This window comes from Nostoc sp. JL34, from assembly GCF_017114945.1.
Lineage (GTDB): Bacteria > Cyanobacteriota > Cyanobacteriia > Cyanobacteriales > Nostocaceae > Nostoc.
Window position 1 is genome coordinate 59,457 of record NZ_JABXKQ010000175.1, and the last position, 16,251, is coordinate 75,707.

12 protein-coding genes are annotated in these 16,251 nt (G+C 40.8%); 3 read left to right on the top strand and 9 right to left on the bottom strand.

Features of this window, described 5'->3' with window-relative positions:
• Nucleotides 1–108 precede the first annotated feature (108 nt).
• On the top strand, nucleotides 109–5,580 hold the full coding sequence (locus tag HWQ44_RS31515; protein WP_292726112.1) for an ATP-binding sensor histidine kinase: 5,472 nt from the start codon (nucleotides 109–111) through the stop codon (nucleotides 5,578–5,580).
• Nucleotides 5,581–5,582: 2 nt separating this feature from the next.
• Here the strand turns inward: HWQ44_RS31515 and HWQ44_RS31520 are convergent, their stop codons facing one another.
• The 5 genes from HWQ44_RS31520 to HWQ44_RS31540 all read right to left on the bottom strand — a co-directional run bounded on the left by HWQ44_RS31520 (nucleotide 5,583) and on the right by HWQ44_RS31540 (nucleotide 9,387).
• Nucleotides 5,583–6,437 carry a hypothetical protein gene (locus HWQ44_RS31520; protein ID WP_292726114.1) on the bottom strand — a complete coding sequence of 285 codons (855 nt, stop codon included), beginning with the start codon at nucleotides 6,435–6,437 and terminating at the stop codon, nucleotides 5,583–5,585.
• Nucleotides 6,438–6,539: 102 nt separating this feature from the next.
• Entirely contained in the window at nucleotides 6,540–6,746 is a 207-nt protein-coding gene (locus HWQ44_RS31525) for a type II toxin-antitoxin system RelE/ParE family toxin (protein ID WP_292726116.1), read from the bottom strand.
• 190 nt (nucleotides 6,747–6,936) lie between these two features.
• On the bottom strand, nucleotides 6,937–7,122 hold the full coding sequence (locus tag HWQ44_RS31530; protein ID WP_292726117.1) for a hypothetical protein: 186 nt from the start codon (nucleotides 7,120–7,122) through the stop codon (nucleotides 6,937–6,939).
• A 155-nt stretch (nucleotides 7,123–7,277) separates the two neighbouring features.
• A complete protein-coding gene (locus HWQ44_RS31535; protein ID WP_292726118.1) occupies nucleotides 7,278–7,973 on the bottom strand; it encodes a hypothetical protein in 696 nt (231 codons plus the stop codon).
• Between the two features lie 13 nt (nucleotides 7,974–7,986).
• Entirely contained in the window at nucleotides 7,987–9,387 is a 1,401-nt protein-coding gene (locus HWQ44_RS31540) for an amidohydrolase (protein ID WP_292726120.1), read from the bottom strand.
• Between the two features lie 86 nt (nucleotides 9,388–9,473).
• Between HWQ44_RS31540 and HWQ44_RS31545 the strand changes: the two genes are divergently transcribed.
• Complete coding sequence (locus HWQ44_RS31545; protein ID WP_292726122.1) at nucleotides 9,474–10,253, top strand: cysteine hydrolase family protein; 780 nt, start codon at nucleotides 9,474–9,476, stop codon at nucleotides 10,251–10,253.
• Between the two features lie 164 nt (nucleotides 10,254–10,417).
• The gene (locus HWQ44_RS31550) at nucleotides 10,418–10,873 is read left to right on the top strand and encodes a cupin domain-containing protein (protein WP_292726124.1); all 456 of its coding nucleotides are present in this window, start codon (nucleotides 10,418–10,420) and stop codon (nucleotides 10,871–10,873) included.
• A 68-nt stretch (nucleotides 10,874–10,941) separates the two neighbouring features.
• Here HWQ44_RS31550 and HWQ44_RS31555 read toward each other — a convergent pair whose 3' ends face one another.
• The 4 genes from HWQ44_RS31555 to HWQ44_RS31570 form a co-directional block, all read right to left on the bottom strand.
• Nucleotides 10,942–12,057, bottom strand: a complete 1,116-nt coding sequence (locus tag HWQ44_RS31555) for a 2-aminoethylphosphonate aminotransferase (protein ID WP_292726125.1) — start codon at nucleotides 12,055–12,057, stop codon at nucleotides 10,942–10,944.
• Nucleotides 12,058–12,162: 105 nt separating this feature from the next.
• A complete protein-coding gene (gene aepY / locus HWQ44_RS31560) occupies nucleotides 12,163–13,323 on the bottom strand; it encodes a phosphonopyruvate decarboxylase (protein ID WP_292726127.1) in 1,161 nt (386 codons plus the stop codon).
• A 255-nt stretch (nucleotides 13,324–13,578) separates the two neighbouring features.
• The gene (gene aepX / locus HWQ44_RS31565) at nucleotides 13,579–15,234 is read right to left on the bottom strand and encodes a phosphoenolpyruvate mutase (RefSeq protein WP_292726128.1); all 1,656 of its coding nucleotides are present in this window, start codon (nucleotides 15,232–15,234) and stop codon (nucleotides 13,579–13,581) included.
• A 178-nt stretch (nucleotides 15,235–15,412) separates the two neighbouring features.
• Nucleotides 15,413–16,165 carry a phosphocholine cytidylyltransferase family protein gene (locus tag HWQ44_RS31570; protein WP_292726130.1) on the bottom strand — a complete coding sequence of 251 codons (753 nt, stop codon included), beginning with the start codon at nucleotides 16,163–16,165 and terminating at the stop codon, nucleotides 15,413–15,415.
• Between the last annotated feature and the right edge of the window lie 86 nt (nucleotides 16,166–16,251).

The following is a 16,251-nucleotide window of genomic DNA, read 5'->3' on the forward strand; positions in this document are numbered from 1 at the left end:
ATTCATATCTTGTTACAAAATGGTCTTCCCAAATCTTAAGCACATTTGCATTTATGGGAACAATCTATGTAAACAGGAAAAAATTAACCTTGTAGGGAAAATAGAACTATGGCAGCACTAATCGGTTATCAAATACATGGGCTAATTTATTCAGGATCTAAAACCCTAGTGCATCGCGGTATTAGAGAATCAGATCAAAAGCCAGTAGTAATCAAACTGTTGCGGCGTGAGTATCCTACATTTTATGAACTCGTGCGGTTCCGCAATCAGTACACCATTGCGAAAAATCTAGATATTGATGGCATTATCAAAACTTATAGTCTGGAGAACTATCAAAACAGCTATGCCTTAGTCATGGAAGATTTGGGCGGTATTTCTCTCCAAGAAGAGATGGCTAGGTGTGGAGATAAGGGAATGGGGATAAATGCTGATGGGTTGCAGACATTTTTTCACATTGCTTTGCAAATTGTCTCCATTCTTGATGGGCTATATCACAATCGGGTGATTCACAAAGACATCAAACCCGCCAATATTTTGATTAATCCCACCACCAAAGATATAAGACTGATCGATTTTAGTCTCGCCTCCTTACTTTCTAGAGAAACGCAAACTCTGACTAATCCAAATATTCTAGAAGGGACATTGGCATACCTTTCTCCCGAACAAACCGGACGAATGAACCGGGGAATTGACTATCGCAGCGACTTTTATTCCTTGGGTGTCACCTTTTTTGAACTCCTCACCGGAGAGTTACCTTTCAAATCTGATGAACCGATGGAGTTGGTGTATTGTCATTTGGCAAAGCTTCCTCCACAGGTACATAGTCTCAATCCCAACATTCCGCCAATTCTGTCTGAAATTATCGGCAAACTGATGGCAAAAAACGCCGAAGATAGGTATCAGAGTACATTGGGGTTGAAGTATGACTTAGAAATTTGCTGGCGTCAGTGGCGAGAAACTGGCAGGATTGATGGCTTTGAGTTAGGAGTGCGAGATATTTGCGATCGCTTCATCATCCCAGAAAAACTCTACGGTCGGCAAGCAGAAGTAGAGAGTTTACTCGCTGCATTTGACAGAGTAGCTAACCCCCCTGAATCTCCCCTTGGTAAGGGGGGACTAAGGGGGGTAGAAATGATTTTAGTAGCAGGTTTCTCTGGTATTGGTAAAACTGCCGTTGTTAACGAAGTCCATAAACCTATTGTGCGATCGCGGGGTTATTTTATCAAAGGGAAATATGACCAATTCCAACGCAATATTCCCTTGAGAGCTTTTGTCCAAGCATTTCGAGATTTAATGGGACAATTACTGAGTGAAACCGATGCCCAACTTGAACAATGGAAAGCCAAAATTCTGACATCTTTGGGTGAGAATGCTCAAGTGATTATCGAAGTTATTCCCGAACTAGAAAAAATTATTGGACAACAACTACCAGTAACTGAACTTTCAGGGAGTGCTGGACAAAATCGCTTCAATTTACTGTTTCAAAAGTTTATCCAAGTTTTCACAACCAAAGAACATCCATTAGTGATATTTTTGGATGATTTGCAATGGGCAGATTCAGCATCCTTGAAATTGATGCAATTACTAATTAGTGAAGCTGAAATTAACTATATGTTAGTTATTGGCGCTTATCGAGATAATGAAGTATATCCGGCACATCCGTTGATGTTGACCTTAGCAGAAATTTGTAAAAATAGAGTAAATTTTCATACTATTACTTTAGCTTCTCTAAATCATACAGATTTAAATCATATAATTACTGATGCTCTAAAATGTAACTTAGAAGTTGCCCTACCTCTCACAGACTTAGTTTATCAAAAAACTCAAGGTAACCCCTTATTTACTAATCAGTTTCTCAAGTTTTTGCATGAAGATGAGTTAATTAACTATAACTTTGATATGAGTCATTGGCAATGTAATATTGCTCAAGTTAGAGCATTAGCATTTACTGATGACTTAGTGGAATTCATGGTACTTCAGTTACATAAATTACCAGAAGCGACTCAAAAAGTTTTGCAGCTTGCAGCTTGTATTGATAATCAGTTTGACTTAACAACTCTCGCAATTGTCCATGAAAAATCTTTGGCGGAGACAGCAGCAGACTTATGGAAAGCTTTGCAAGAAGGTTTCGTCATACCTACAACTGAAGTTTACAAGTTTTATCAGCAGGAGTTAGGAGAATCTGTCATTGTTTCTGATTCTTGGATGCTTGATTCTGGTTCCTGTTCCTACAAGTTTTTGCATGACCGCGTTCAACAAGCTGCTTATTCTCTAATTCCTGAAAATCAAAAGCAGACAGTACACCTCAAAATTGGACGATTAATGTTGAGGAATCTTTCGCTTGAAGAACGTGAAGAACATTTGTTTAAATTAGTCAATCAGTTAAACTTGGGAATTCAACTAATTATTCAGCCAGAGGAACGAGAAGAACTGGCAAAATTAAACCTAACTGCAAGTCATAAAGCCAGAATTTCAAATGCTTATGAAGCTGCTGTAGAGTACACAAATTTTGGAATTCAGTTACTCACAAAGGATTGTTGGCAACATCAGTATAATTTAGCTTTAACACTATATTCCATATCTGCCGAAGTCGCCCATCTTAACGGTGATTTTGAACAGATGGAACAATGGATACAAGTAATATTACAAAATAGCAAAACACTGATTGATCAAGTCAAAGCCTACGAAGTAAGAATTTTATCTCAGATAGCACAAAATAGGATGTTGGAAGCTATAAAAACAGGACTTAAAGTTCTTAAGCTATTAGGTATAGAACTACCCGAACAGCCAACATCAGCAGATATTCCCCGTGGACTATCTGAGACACAATTAGCTTTAGAGGGTAAATCTATTGAGGATTTACTAGAGTTAAAATTAATGACTGAGCCAGATAAGTTAGCAGCTATGAATATCTTGACAAATATAGCTGCTGCTGCTTATTTAGTAATCCCAGAACTCTATCCCTTAATATTATTTAAACAGGTTGAATTATCCCTTAAGTATGGAAATACTGCTAATTCTCTTTATGGATATTCATGTTACGGGCTGATTTTGTGTGCTTTTATCGGAGATGTTGAATCTGGTTATCAATTCGGTCAACTGACTCTGAAATTATTAGATAAATTGAATGCTAAAGAATTCATCGCTAAGATATATACAGTTGTTTATGGCTCTTTGAGTTCTTGGAAAAAGCATATTGTAGAAATTTTGCATCCTATACGGTTAGGCTATTCTAGCGGACTAGAAATAGGAGATTTAGAATTTGCAGGTTACTGTGCATGGATTTATTCTTTTAATTCATATTTGGCTGGTAAAGAATTATCTTCTCTGGTACAGGAAATAGGAAATTATAGTCAAGGACTCGCACAACTTCGTCAAGAACCATCCTTACATAAAAATGAGCTTTTTCAGCAGGTAGTGCTTAACTTACTTTCAAAAAGTAAAAATACTTGTCGTTTAATTGGTGACGCTTACAATGAAGAAATTATGTTGCCGCTTCATCAGCAAAGTAATGACAAAACTATAATTTGTTTCTTGCATTTTAATAAATTAGTTCTTTGCTATTTATTTTCTGAGTATACTGATGCTATTGAAAATGCTGAATTAGCACAAAATTATTTAGAAAGTGTTCTTGGAAGTATTACTGTTCCTTTGTTCTATTTTTATGATTCTCTGAGCCAATTAGCTGTTTATCCTGATGCTTCTGAAGATAAACAAGAAATTATCCTCAAACGAGTTACAGCTAATCAGGAAAAAATGCAGAACTGGGCGCATTATGCACCGATGAATCATTTACATAAGTTTTATTTAGTGGAGGCTGAACGCGATCGCATTCTCGGTGAATATATTCAAGCAATGGAAATGTACGATCGCGCCATTCAGGGAGCCAAAGAAAATGAATATATCCAAGAAGAAGCTCTTGCTTACGAACTCGCTGCCAAATTCTACCTAGAATGGGGTAAAGAGCAAATTGCCCAAACCTATTTGATAAACGCTTACTACTGCTATGTTCGTTGGGGCGCTAAAGCCAAAGTCTATGACTTAGAAAAACGTTATCCTCAATTACTTGCCCAGATTGTCCAATGGGAAAAAATTCGTTTCAATCCCACGGAAACAGCATCCAGTTTCAATAATATATCCCTGTCTACTTTTAATGCTGGTGCAACAATTTCATCTAGTAGCACGAGTATTTCAGAAGCTTTAGATTTAGCAAGTGTTCTCAAAGCCTCTCAAGCACTATCTAGCGAAATTCATTTAGAGAAGTTGCTCTCGACATTAATGCAAGTGGTGATGGAGAATACCGGAGCCAAAAAATCTGCTCTAATTTTACTTAAGGATAATGTTTGGGTGATAGAGGCGATTGCAACATTTCAGAATGTGCCAATTATTCTACAATCTATTCCCATTGAGTTCAGTCAAGATATTCCTTTAACTCCCATTAACTATGTAAAACACACTTTGGAAACATTGGTAATCGATGACGCTACAGGAGACAATTCCTTCACCTCTGACTCCTACATTATCCAACAACAACCCAAAAGTTTACTGTGTACCCCAATTCTCCATCAAGGGAAGTTAATCGGCATCCTTTACTTAGAAAATAATCTCATTGCTGGAGTATTTACCCATGATAGACTCCAAGTAATAAACCTATTGTGTTCACAAGCTGCCATATCTTTGGAAAATGCTTCTCTTTATCAGCGATCGCAAGAGAATGCTCAACAATTAGAACACTCACTTACAGATTTAAAACAAATGCAACTGCAACTAGTGCAAAGTGAGAAAATGTCAGCACTAGGTAATTTAGTTGCAGGTGTAGCCCACGAAATCAACAATCCTGTAGGCTTTATTGCAGGTAATATCCAACCTGCTGTTGATTTGGTTGAAAATTTGTTTCACCTCATTGAGCTTTATCAAGAAAAATTTCCGAATCCGGGTGTAGAAATTGAAGAAGAAATTGCCGAAATTGACCTAGAATATATCCGAGAAGATTTGCCAAAAATGATTTCTTCAATGAAATTAGGTACTGACAGAATTCGGAGTATTAGCAACAGTTTGCGAACCTTTTCCAGGGCAGATACAGAAAACAAAGTTGCTTTTAATATTCACGACGGTATCGACAGTGCAATTTTGATTCTGAAGCATCGCTTAAAAGCATCGGAACTACATCCAGAGATTAAAATAGTGAAAAAATACGGGGATATATCTTTAGTTAAATGTTTCCCTGGGCAATTAAATCAAGTGTTTATGAATTTATTGGCAAATGCCATTGATGCTTTAGAGGAGTCTAATAATGGAAGTGATTTTCACGATATTAATAATATAATTGAGGTTAAAACTTGTTTAAGTGAAGACAAATATCATGTTTTAATTTACATTCAAGATAATGGTATGGGAATGTCTAATGAGGTCAAACAAAAGATTTTTGAGCATTTATTTACAACTAAATCTGTCGGGAAAGGTACAGGATTAGGATTAGCGATCGCTCGGCAAATTATTGTAGAAAAACATGGCGGTACTTTAGATGTTAATTCCGTACAAGGAGAGGGTACAGAATTTGTGATTCAAATTCCGATTTAAAACTACGCCTCTTGGCGTGTGTAGCCAAAGCTAAGATGGCTGCCAATGAGCGTGTAGAAGTCATTTGGCGCGTGTGCAGCACCCCCTGCACAACCCGGAACTTTGCACTTATCGCTAACAGTTTGGGCAACTTTAGAAAGCTCACTGGTGTGTGGTGTCATGTCCCATCCTTCGCCACCATAGCTTGTGGTTTTTTCAATGTTATGCAAAACGATCGCTTCCAGCTGCCAACCATTGATTCTACACTCGCCTAAGCGATAAATTTTAGACAATGCTGGATCTGATAAAGCTAAACGTAACTCTTTTTCTATTTGTACAAAATCAGGCTTTTCGGGCTGCATCTGCAAGTAAGTAAGCAATTCTGCGGCTGATGTGCCAGTTCTAAAAAACACCGATGCGTAACCGTCTCCCCCAGAAACGATTCTCCAATCAACTAAAGTGAGTTCTGGTGACTGCGCCAGAGCCACAATCAATGAAGTGTCAGTTTGGTTATCTGTGCCAGTTATCCCACCATAACCAGACTCGATGCCAAAATTGCGATCGCAAACACCAATGATTTGCCAGACATAGTGTGCAACAGTAACTATAGGTTCATCTCTTTGTATACCCGACATAACTTCAGCATAGTTGCTCTGGTCAACATACAAATCGTAAGAACCTGGAGTATTGGAGTTTCCACATGGCGCATTGATTAATTTGCCAACAAAATGGCAACGTTTAAAGCCAGACAGTGGATGCTGGCACACCAAAGCAGCAAGGCGTTCAGCATCAGACGGAGCAAAAGTGGCACTGAAATAGTAATGAGGCCCTTGTCCGCACTCTTTGATTTCCCAGAACCAATCCTGAAATGTACTCACTATGTAAAGATACACACAACGACATAACGACCAAGATAACTGGTGGTAGATAACATTGAACACCCAGGATATAAATTCTAGGCGATCGGGTGAAGTGATTTGTTAGGTGGCGTTGGGTTCTTCAGGATCTTCACCAAGGATTTGCTGTGCAGCGTGTCGGATGTGCAGAATACGCACCATAGATACTTCTTGCTCCTCCAAAATAGTGAAAAGGATGCGGTATGAGTTGCGTCCTCGACCATAAAGTAGTTGTCGAATTTCTTGGCTGAAATACTCGTTTTCTGGTGCTAAAGGACAGCGTTTCAGCATTTATTTGAGACAAAGAATCAATCGCTTACAGCAATTCGGCATACCATTGACTTGCCCTTGAAGGGGATGTGACTTGGGACAACCGGAGGAAGGCACTGTCTGCTTCAAACTCCGCCACACTGGAATATTTCGATGCGATATTTCATGAATCAGCTGGCAGATTATACTTACGACGCTGTATTTTGTATCTTTACCATACTGTTGATTGACTTTGGGCGAAGATGGCAATATCAGCAGCATCATTCAACCAGACACAATGGGCTAGTGTTGTGCCGCAGCTACGCCCGTCATAAACATCACAAAAATACCCTCTTATTTTCAGATGTTCAACAGCAGTACAACGGTAAAGTCCAGTAGTTACTAAGCTGTTCCACATTTAACTTGCATATATTGGGCGGGCGAGACGCCCACCTCACAAGAAATGTACAATTTCAGATTATGCAAACTAGATGTGGTTTAGCTTAGTAATATTTGTTCCTAAATTAAAAGCATTCGTCACTCCGCTCCAACCCAATTGTTTAATCGCGTAAACTACCTTTTTACTATCTCTATCATCGACATTGCCGATGCGTTATTTCCGTAATTTGATACTTTGAGAATCTTGGTAGGAAAAAGTTTATAACTATACAACAGAGATATGGTATTCGGGAAGGGGCTTGGTTCTAAAACGCTCTCAATGTCTAGCTTTTGCTCATAAAGCTTCACAGGTTGCTTACGACCATTGACATAAGCGTACAAAGAAACTTTATGGAGTCCACATACATACATAAAGTTTACAGAATCAGGGTAAAATATATAGTATTTGATGATACTCTCGCCAGCTTTGAGAGCAATAGGTGTAGGAATTTCTGCTCCGAAACCCTTGAAAGTTTGACCAATAAGGATATTCTCTTGCCAAGCATAAAACTTTTCAACTTGGTGTGTCGAAAGGTTTGTGAACTCAATGTAGAAAGAATCAATAACTCCAATTCGACCACCAATATTCGTGATAGCAATCGGGAAATTAATGATTAAAGAACTATGTTCTTGCAAATGCCCGAAAACAATCCATCTTAGTGGAGGACTAATAAACTTTGCACTACGCAGAATATTCCAATAGGCAGTGATCAGTGAGATTACAAGAGATGTACCTGCTATAAAGTCTCTAACTTCTATGTTTGGTAGAGCAATATTTGGTAGAGATAAATGCAACATGGTGCTAGCTATAAATATAAGGATGTTTGTCATCTTATTTTATACTTCATAAACCCATGACTGTGCGATAATGAGCCTCGATTTGTGCGACAGTTTCAGATTTACGCTTTGTCTCCCATTGACTGCGATTAAATAATTCTTGTCGCAATTCATTAACGTTAATTGTAGTAACTTTACCATCAGCAATAATTTGCTTACCATTCACCCAAGCACTATTTACAACATTACTAGGACGACCTAAAACTAGCAAACCAATGGGATCTGTACGGGGTAACAATGATAAATTGGTGAGGTCATAAAGTACCAAATCTGCTTGTTTACCTACAGTTAATGAACCAACTTTATCTGCTATATTCAGACCCTTTGCGCCTCCCAAAGATGCCATTTTTACTGCTTGTCTGGGTGTAATCCAGTGCTGATAATCTGAGTCTGTAATATTATGTAAAATAGAACCAATTTTGATGGCTTCTAGCAAATCTTGAGAGTCATTACTAGAAGCACCATCACAACCAAAAGTTACATTTACTCCAGCTTGGCGATATTTTAAAATGGGGGCGATGCCACTACCTAAACGCAGATTACTTAAGGGGTTATGAACAACTGTAGATTGAGTTTCGGCAAGGATGGCGATATCAGCATCATTTAACCAGACGCAATGGGCAAGAGAAGTTTTATTGCTCAAAAACCCGATTCTTTTCAAATGTTCTACAGCAGTACAACCGTACTTTTCTTGAGCAAGTTTTTCCTGTGCCCTGGTTTCCAGTAAATGGGAGTGACGACAAAGATTGTAGCGATCGCTTAACTCAGTACATCCCTCAAATAAAGCATCAGTACATAATTGAATCCCTGTTGGTGCAACTAAAATATTTACACCCTCATCTGGGCGATGAAATTGCCTTACCGCCTCTTCGATGATTTCCAATGTTGCCGCAGCTGAACGAAAATAAGGCTCATGAGTTTGGGCTGATTCCCCGGATGGCATACCTGCGGTGAGAGATTCATCTTGAATTAAGGGGGCGATAAAGGCGCGAATTCCCACTTCTTTGTAAGCGCGAGTGGCAATGGCGATCGTTTCTAACTCAAGTCCAGGAATTAACACCAGATGATCTACCACACTTGTCCCGCCGGAAAGTAAGGTTTCCACCGCAGTCCCCAAAGCACTGAGATAAACCTGTTCGGGATCGAGGGGGGCAAAATCATACAGTTCCGCCAACCATAATTCTAAAGGGAACATTGATATGATTCCTCGCTGCCACATCTCTGATGAGTGGGTGTGGGCGTTGAAAAAGCCAGGTAGCAACAGCTTATTTTTGCCATCTATGGCAGTGCCGATTACTTGTAGACTGGGGGAAATGGCTGCGATCGCACCATCTACAATCTGTACATCTACCGTTGCATAATCATCACTGACGGCAATCAAAACATTCTGGATGGTGAAATCTAGCATATTTAACCTTGATTAAGTAATTGTATTCTCAACTGAATTTCAAGTTACAAAATAGAAAATGGTGTTGTGTTGGGTATTGCAATTTTATGAATTTACCATTACGGCCATTGGGAGTTGCACCAAATGCGTGGACAGTGAATGATGCGATCGCAGATATCACTCGTCCTCAAAAGACCCCACAACCCGTTATTTTATCAACAGAAACTAAAACCCTGCGCCTAGACTTAGCAAAAGCTGCTATCCTCGTCATTGATATGCAAAACGACTTCTGTCACCCTGATGGCTGGTTAGCGCATATCGGCGTGGACGTAACTCCGGCGCGTCAGCCCATTGAACCTTTGAACAACTTACTTCCCGAACTGCGTGAGGTTGGTGTTCCAGTCATTTGGGTAAATTGGGGGAATCGTCCCGACTTGCTTAATATTAGTGCTAGTTCGCGCCACGTCTATAATCCCACAGGGGACGGTGTGGGATTGGGCGATCCACTGCCAAGCAATGGTGCTAGAGTACTCATGGCAGGTAGTTGGGCAGCGGCAGTAGTAGACGAACTAGAACAAATTCCCGAAGATATTCGTGTGGATAAATACCGCATGAGTGGGTTTTGGGATACACCATTAGATAGTATCTTGCGGAATCTGGGAAGGACAACATTATTTTTTGCTGGTGTTAATGCCGATCAATGTGTACTAACCACGTTATGTGATGCCAACTTCTTAGGATATGACTGCGTATTAGTTAAAGACTGCACCGCGACAACTTCTCCTGAATATTGTTGGCAGGCGACGTTGTACAACGTCAAACAATGCTTCGGTTTTGTCAGTGATTCGCAAGCAATTTTAACAGCGCTGCAAAATGGTGAGGAGTGACTGGATTTTGAATTTTGAATTTTAGATTGATCCCACGGATGAATACTCTTTCTTAGATCAAGAATTTTAGATTTTTTTCGCGTTTAAAATCTAAAAATATCTGATTCAGGATTGGGATTTTAGGAACTTTCATACCCATCGATAACTTCAGAGGGGATAAAAAAATGTACGCTACCCGTTGTGTAATTCCGGTTATCAAATCTCCCAAAGATTACCAAGTATATCGCATCAGTCCCAACGACTCTAATCGATTAGCAATTATCTTTGATTCCACAAATGCTAATACTTCCTTGACTTGCTGCATAGAAATTTTTGATGTTGGTGGACAAACACCACCAAATCGCCATCAGTGGGCAGTGGAAATGTTTTTCGTTCTCAAAGGGGAAGCGATCGCCATGTGTGACGGCAAGAGTGCCACGATCAAAGCTGGAGATAGTTTATTAGTTCCTCCCACTGGAACTCATTTGATTAAAAATACTGGTTCTACTCGCTTGTACACGTTGACTGTTATGGTTCCTAATGAAGACTTTTCGGAACTAATTCGCAGTGGTATTCCATCAGAGTTAGATGCAGAAGATATGGCAGTACTGGGGAGATTTAATGCTTTGATGCCCTGTTAAAATAGTTTGATAATTCGTAATTATTTTTAGTTCATCGTTCCCATTTTAAATATGGGAACGAAAGAATATTACGAACGATCAATGATTTGTTTAACAATGCCAACAAAGCGTTCCATGTCAGCGTGGGTAATGGCTCCCATTGTCGAGACTCGAAAGATTGATTGGGCTAAATTTCCCTGTCCAGAATAAATTATATAGTCCTGTGCTTTTAATTGGTCGTGAAATTCTTCATAGCTGAAACCATCTGGCAAGTCGTAGGCATTCAAGACAACGGATGAACTGCCAAGAGGAAGTAGGGGTTTAATTCCGATTGAGGCTAACCCGTCTCTAACTAAGCTGGCAAGTTGGTTGTAATGGCTGTGTCTGGCACGCCAACCTCCTGCTTCTGCCATTTCTTGCAAAGCTTCTGTTAGGGCATAAAATGTCTGTACTGATTGCGTAAAAGGTGTGCCGCCTCGTTCTTGCTGCTGGTAATAAGTTGCTAAATCTAAATATAAGGTGCGAGGAATTGCGTCTACTAATGGCAGTGCATCCCGTTGCAGGATGACAAAGGACACTCCGGGGACGCCATGCAGACATTTATTAGCTGTCGCAGCGCAAGCGGTGATTCCCCAATCTGCAAAATTTAATTCCTCAGCACCAAAACTGCTGACTGCATCTACTAATAGTTTGATGCGGCGTTCTTGGCAAATTGAGGCAAGTTCTGCCAAATTATTTAAGCGACCGGTAGTAGTTTCATGATGGACAACAGCGAGGTGGGTGATATCGGTGTTTTCATCCAAGAGTTTGACTAAACCGTTGATATCTATTTCGGCATTCCAGGGATGGGAAAGTGTGATGTAATCAATGCCGTGGATTTTGGCGATTTTGGATAGTCGTTCGCCGTATACACCGTTTTCGATTACCAGCAATTTCCCGTCTGCGGGTACTAAACTGCTGATCATCGCTTCCATTGCTGCGGTACCAGAACCCGTGAGGAGAACTGCTGCCCAGCGATGCCTATGGTCGGCTACGCCTACGCTTCCAAGCCCATAAACTTGAAGTAATTGTTCGCGGATTCTGCTTTGAAGTTGGGAAAATTCTACCTCACGGTGACACAAATCAGGACGCAACAGGGCATTTCTGACGCGATCGCTTAAATTAACAGGGCCGGGATTTAGTAAAATCATTTTGTCATTTGTCATTTGTCATTTGTCATTTGTCATTTGTCATTAGGCATTTGTCATTGGGCATTAATAAATAAAGAGTTTGTACTTTGAATTTATTAATTACGAATTACGAATTACGAATTACGAATTACCAATATGTTTCATGAAGCGTTGTAAAACTGCTTCCGGGGTGAGGTTGGGTCTGGGTAGCTTTTCTAAAGTTCCGGGACGGATTTTTAAATGAGCGAATTTAGGTCTAGTGTTAGCATCTGCGGTAAATAAGGCATCTAAAAGGGCGGGATCATCTCCGGCTAATGTAACGCCGTAACCGCACGCTTCCGCAATTTTGGCAAAAGATATACCCGCAGAAACGGTGGCTTGTGCGCCTGTGGAATCGTGGACTTCATTATCTAAAAGAATATGGGTCAAGTTAGCACCGCCATAAGTGCCAATAGTCGCAAAATTTCCCATTCGCATTAATGCTGCCCCATCGCCATCAATGACCACTACTTTGAGGTCTGGACGTGCTAAGGATAAGCCCAATCCCATTGAGGAAGCGCAGCCCATCGACCCAACCATGTAAAGATGATTGGCGCTGTCTTTACTAGCGAAGAGTTCGCGTCCCGTGTATCCGGTGGTGGCAATTACTACAGTGTTTTCTGGATCGGTAAGTTCCACAATCCGAGCTAATGCTTCGCTGCGAGAAATGCGTTGTTCTTTGCGATCGCGAAAAAAGCTTTGCTGAATATGAGCGCTATTGCTATTTTCTCGTTCTGGGATAGAAGAACGGGTGAGGGCATGGGGGGCGATCGCTCCTTTACGCATAATTAGAGCATAAGGACAGCGTTCTTGTTGCATATAAGCTGTGGCTCTTTGCAAAACAGGTTCTATTTCTCCTGCATCTGTGGGAAAAAATTCCCAAGGTATAGTCATTGTTTGCAGCAATTTCTCTGTGATTTGCCCCATTAATTTATGTTGTGGTTCATCTTGCAACAAGCGATCGCCTCGCAGGGTACAAATCAGCAGCAGCGGAATCCGAAAGATGTAAGTGAGGGAGGTTAACGGGTTAACTGCATTTCCCAAACCAGAGTTTTGCATCATTACTACAGCTGGTTTACCAGCAATTGCGGCTCCAGCTGCGATCGCTACAGCATCTCCCTCATTGGCTGCGGAGATATATCTAAGTTGAACGTCATTGATGACGTAGTTAATAAAAGGCGTGAGAAAAGAACAGGGTACACCGGTGTACCACCCAAAGCCAAGATTACGCGCAGCTTCTACAAATTCCTCTGCCTGAATCATAATTAAAAATTTACAGCAATTTTTGAGATAGGGATTGGGGATTGGGGATTGGGGACTGGGGATTGGGGATTGGGGATTGGGGATTGGGGAGGAAACGATTATTACTTCGACCTTTGAACACAAAACGTCAAGCTTTGAACTCGAAACTTCGACCTTTGAACTCGGAACTTCGACCTTTGAACACAAAACGTCAAGCTTAAAACTTCCTATTCCCCAATCCCCAGTCCCCAATCCCCAGTCCCCAGTCCCCAATCCCTATTGCTTCAATTGAAAAGCAAGGTCAAGATCATCTAAAGAATTAACATCTAACCAGTTACCGCGAATATAAAGTACCTTGATTGGTTTTCCTTGCTCGATTAAATAATTGCATAATTCTGGCAAACCCAAACTGTTGAATTCCGGTCGTTTTTGTAATTCATTGAGTGCTTCACTAACCCACTGTCTACCTTGACTCCGCAAGCGCAGCATCCCAATCCAGCGGCCGCTAGATTTTGCTAATTGCGTTTGTGTGGTTTTAGAAATGTCCAACAGGTTGACATCCTGTCCAAACAGAGAGAGATCGTCTGGAATTGAGCAATAGGCGTAGTCAGGTGAACCGCTAACAGATTTGCTGTTGGCTACAGAATCAACTACAGCCACAATTTCTCCGGGACATTCTAATAAATCTCGCAAGATGTAGCTTCTAAATAGTAAATCGCCGTAAAGCACCAGCATTTCTTCGCCAAAACTGGCTTGAGCTACGGCTAAGGATGCTAATTCTCCCGTTGTTTCATAATCTGGGTTGCGGATGACTTTAGTCCCCGGAACATTGATAGTTTCTGCTTTGTAACCGGCGACAACGGTAATATCATTGATGGCAAGTTTCTTGAATTTATCCACCAACAACCTAAGTAGAGGTTTACCTCCAAGGGGTAACATCACTTTTGGTTTATCTTGCGTCAATCCTGCTAATTCTTGTCCTCTGCTAGCAGCCAAAACGATCGCTTGGGTATGTTGTCGTCCGTTGTTAAAGTAGCGTTTTTCAGCTTCTATGAGTTCATCCGCCCCTTGTAGCCGGAAGATTTCTTTTACGGGAGCAATATCATCTTCAATGTTGATTAAAGTTTCGCTGGCTTTCACTTCACGTGCGATCGCTTGCATACTAGCAACAGCAGCTCGAATCAAATGGTTTGCCCAGATGACCAAATTAACTTCAGCTTTGCGAAAAACATCAGTAGGCGTGCTGTAATATTTAGTCGGTATAAACACTAATGGGGAACGACCTGCCCATTCTTTAGCAAAGGCTAACACTTGGTCAGGACGCGATGATTTACTGTGAATCAGAATGGCGGTTGCTCCTGCGGCGTGGTAAGCTTCAGCTCGGCGCATTGCTTCAGAGAGATCCCAGCCGGCGATCAAAGCTTCGAGTCGGGCGACGATGCAAAAATCTGGATCTGTCTGACTATCCTTACCTGCCTTAATTTTGCCGCAGAATTCATCAATATCAGCCAAAGGTTGGCGACTCCCGTTGATGAAACTATTAGTTTTGGGAAAAAGCTTATCTTCAATACAAACTCCAGCAATACCTCGCTGTTCTAACTTCTTAACCAGGCGACGCATATTATTAAAGTTGCCATAACCAGTATCCCCATCTAACAAAATGGGGATGCTGGTGACATCAGACATGAACTCCAGCATTTCTACAACTTGAGTCCAACTGGCTTCATTATTATCTCGAACGCCATATTGAGCCGAAAGGGCTAATCCACTCGCCCAAATTCCTTTAAATCCAGCCTCTTCCACAATGCGGGCGCTAATCCCATTGTGAGCTTCCATGATGAAGTCGAGTTGAGGCGATTCGAGTAATACCCGCAATTGGGCACATTTATTTAATTTTGCAGCGGTATCAGTGGGTGCAAATATTTGATGCATTTATTCTGCTTTTTTCAACCTATATAATATAGCGGTTCTCACAGACCTAACCCCCAGCCCCAACCCTTGTAGCGTTGGGGGGTAAGATTCAAAGCTTCTCTCCTTTTAGACGAGAGGAATGGAAGTGAGGTAATACTGTAATGCATCCAAACCAAAACCGCTATAAATGAAGATATTTTCAAACATTTTCTGCGATTTCTATCTGAGGTAAAATCTCATTTTGGGCACGTTGAATATCCTGAGGAAAATCAATTTCTAGCCAAGGTAATCCAGTGATATCTTCGTAGCCAAATGTTTCTGGAGTTTCTAACAATAGATCCCGAATTACTTCTTCATAAGGTTCATTATCCCGTCCGTCTGCAACATACTGTTCTATGCGAGTAGCAAGACGATGAGCAGCATTGCCAAAGCGAAAGAATCCGACTGACTCGCCAATCAAATCATAAGCCAAACCAAGAGCTACTTGTTTGCGAAACTCCACCAAATAACCATCTTTGACGCAAAGCTTCACGGGTTCATCTCCCGGTTCAAAATCCCGATCTAGCAAAAAGCTGTTGGGGATATTTGTGTTCACCAGTCGTTCGATGATGCGGCGATCGCACAACACATCTGCATCCATTAATAATATGTCATCGCCAGCAACTAAATGCTGACGTACAGTCCAAAGGCTGATTACACTACCTTTAGTATAATCAGGATTATAAACTGTACTGACCCAATTTTCGGCTCCTAATGCCTTAATTTCATCCTGAATTCTTTCTGCTTGATAACCCACAGCAATCACTACTTCGTCAATCTGGTAATGACGGAGATAGTTCAAATGGCGCTCTAATAGAGATTTGCCGTTAAATTTCAGTAAGCATTTGGGTTGGATTTGCCCGTCTTTACCTAAGCGTCGTCCAACACCAGCAGCTAAGATAATTGCCTTCATCGTCAAATCACCAACAGTAGCTTAGACACCAGTAAATCTGGAAGTTTTCCCAGTATTTTATAATGACTGTATTTTGCTCAATTCAA

What these genes read in the sequence shown, in the direction of transcription:
- HWQ44_RS31515 (WP_292726112.1), top strand. Translation starts at nt 109, where the DNA reads ATGGCAGCACTAATCGGTTATCAAATACATGGGCTAATTTATTCAGGA.
- HWQ44_RS31525 (WP_292726116.1), bottom strand. Translation starts at nt 6,746, where the DNA reads ATGCTGAAACGCTGTCCTTTAGCACCAGAAAACGAGTATTTCAGCCAA.
- HWQ44_RS31530 (WP_292726117.1), bottom strand. Translation starts at nt 7,122, where the DNA reads ATGTGGAACAGCTTAGTAACTACTGGACTTTACCGTTGTACTGCTGTT.
- HWQ44_RS31535 (WP_292726118.1), bottom strand. Translation starts at nt 7,973, where the DNA reads ATGACAAACATCCTTATATTTATAGCTAGCACCATGTTGCATTTATCT.
- HWQ44_RS31540 (WP_292726120.1), bottom strand. Translation starts at nt 9,387, where the DNA reads ATGCTAGATTTCACCATCCAGAATGTTTTGATTGCCGTCAGTGATGAT.
- HWQ44_RS31545 (WP_292726122.1), top strand. Translation starts at nt 9,474, where the DNA reads ATGAATTTACCATTACGGCCATTGGGAGTTGCACCAAATGCGTGGACA.
- HWQ44_RS31550 (WP_292726124.1), top strand. Translation starts at nt 10,418, where the DNA reads ATGTACGCTACCCGTTGTGTAATTCCGGTTATCAAATCTCCCAAAGAT.
- HWQ44_RS31555 (WP_292726125.1), bottom strand. Translation starts at nt 12,057, where the DNA reads ATGACAAATGACAAAATGATTTTACTAAATCCCGGCCCTGTTAATTTA.
- aepY (WP_292726127.1), bottom strand. Translation starts at nt 13,323, where the DNA reads ATGATTCAGGCAGAGGAATTTGTAGAAGCTGCGCGTAATCTTGGCTTT.
- aepX (WP_292726128.1), bottom strand. Translation starts at nt 15,234, where the DNA reads ATGCATCAAATATTTGCACCCACTGATACCGCTGCAAAATTAAATAAA.
- HWQ44_RS31570 (WP_292726130.1), bottom strand. Translation starts at nt 16,165, where the DNA reads ATGAAGGCAATTATCTTAGCTGCTGGTGTTGGACGACGCTTAGGTAAA.